Source organism: Tsukamurella sp. M9C (assembly GCF_020169415.1).
Classification (GTDB): Bacteria; Actinomycetota; Actinomycetes; order Mycobacteriales; family Mycobacteriaceae; genus Tsukamurella.
Genome location: NZ_JAIULG010000096.1, coordinates 1 through 1,575, shown reverse-complemented (window position 1 = coordinate 1,575; position 1,575 = coordinate 1). Strand labels below are relative to the sequence as shown.

At 72.6% G+C, this 1,575-nt stretch carries 2 protein-coding genes; one reads left to right on the top strand and one right to left on the bottom strand.

Features of this window, described 5'->3' with window-relative positions; genetic code table 11:
- Positions 1–16: 16 nt before the first annotated feature.
- A complete protein-coding gene (locus LB823_RS23525) occupies positions 17–835 on the bottom strand; it encodes a DUF2786 domain-containing protein (protein ID WP_224652183.1) in 819 nt (272 codons plus the stop codon).
- A gap of 160 nt (positions 836–995) precedes the next feature.
- Here LB823_RS23525 and LB823_RS23520 point away from each other — a divergent pair, with 160 nt between their 5' ends.
- A complete protein-coding gene (locus LB823_RS23520) occupies positions 996–1,415 on the top strand; it encodes a hypothetical protein (protein ID WP_224652181.1) in 420 nt (139 codons plus the stop codon).
- Positions 1,416–1,575: the final 160 nt, after the last annotated feature.

The window sequence follows — 1,575 nt, the reverse complement described above, 5'->3', positions numbered from 1 at the left end:
AGCGGCGGGTACGGATTCACGACCGGCCCTGCTCCAGCGCGCCGCGGCCCCCGCTCAACTCGGAGTGGGCGCCCAGGCGCGCGGACCGGCCCGCCCGATCACCCGCGCGGCGGGCACCGTCGGAGTAGCCGGCCGACGCGGAGGACCCGCGCCACCGGCCCCGCGCCGTGGACTCGCCCTGGTAGAACGAGGCGAGTTCGACCTCCTTGTCGCGCAACGCGACCGCGGTGCCCGGCTCGCCCCGCTCCGTGGCCTGCGCGGTGGCCTCGGCCCGGGCCTCGGCGAGGCGCGCCCCGATCCGGGCGGCGAAGGCCGACTGGAAGTTGATCCGGGCGGTGACCCCCGAGACCGGCTTGGTCTCCACCCAGCGGCGACGGGTGCGCCGGTCCTCGTAGAGCTGCTGCACGGTCTCCGACTTGTGGGCGCCCGAGCGGAGGTAGGCGTCCGACGCGCGGACCATCTGGATCACCAGCGAGGCGTACAGCGCCTCGCACGCGTCGACGTCCTCCGCGAAGCCGTAGGCGAAGACGAAGGTGGAGTTGGAGGCCACGTCGCACCGCACGTCGTTCGACTGGGCGATCGCGACGAAGAGCTCGACGAAGGTCCGCAGGCCGCGCCGGCCCGCCTCCCCGATCCGGACGGTGCGCTGCTCGGGGACCGCGCGAGCCCGCTCCGCCCCGCGCTGGTGCGCGCGGGCGACGGCGAGGTCGATCGACGCGGCCGTGGCGAGCCGCTGCGCGGCCTCGGTGAACGTGGCGGCCTCGTGCTCGTTGTCGGTGCCCTCCGCCTGCCGCAGCAGCGCCCCGATGCGGGCGAGCAGCCTGTCGTCGTCCATGCGCGCGACGATACCGGCGCGCACCGACACGTTCCCGCGCCCGCCGCCACGAGCCGCCCGTCCGTGTTCCCGCGGGAGCCAAGCGAGCGACAAGGGACCACCATGCCCCGATGAATACCGTCGACGTCAGTCGCCCGGATCCCCGTCGAAGGAGACGTCAGTGTCGGTTCACCCTCCCGCACCTGGTCGGTACCAGCGGTACCCGCACTACCCGCAGCACGGTCGGGCGTTCGCGCAGCCCGGAGGGTTCCCGCAGCAGTCCTACGGCCGGCCGTACGCCCCGATCCCGCCCCGGCCGCGCCCCGCCGGCGATCCGGGCACGATCGCCGCGGTCGTCGGCCTGGTGATGTTCTTCGTCGTCGCGCTGCCGATCTTCGTGATCGGCACGGCGATGGAACTGAATCCGGTGATCACGCTGTCGTCGACGACGGCGACACTGATCCTCTCAGTCCGCGCGTTCTGCACCTCGAAGCGGTACGGCCACACCAACGTGATCGCCGTCATCACGATGACCCTGTGCATGCTGCTCCTGCTGTCCGGGCTCGCGTCCGCCCTCATCCGGCTCCTGCTCATCCTCTGAGCCCGGTCCGCCGCACGCCGTCCTTCCATGCGCTCGACTACGCTCGACGCACACCGATATCCGCAGCGACAAGGGGAGCGTTCACGATGTCGACGCCCAACGATCCGTACGGTCACGACCCGTACGGGCAGCCACCGTCGTACCCCGCCCAGCCCTACCC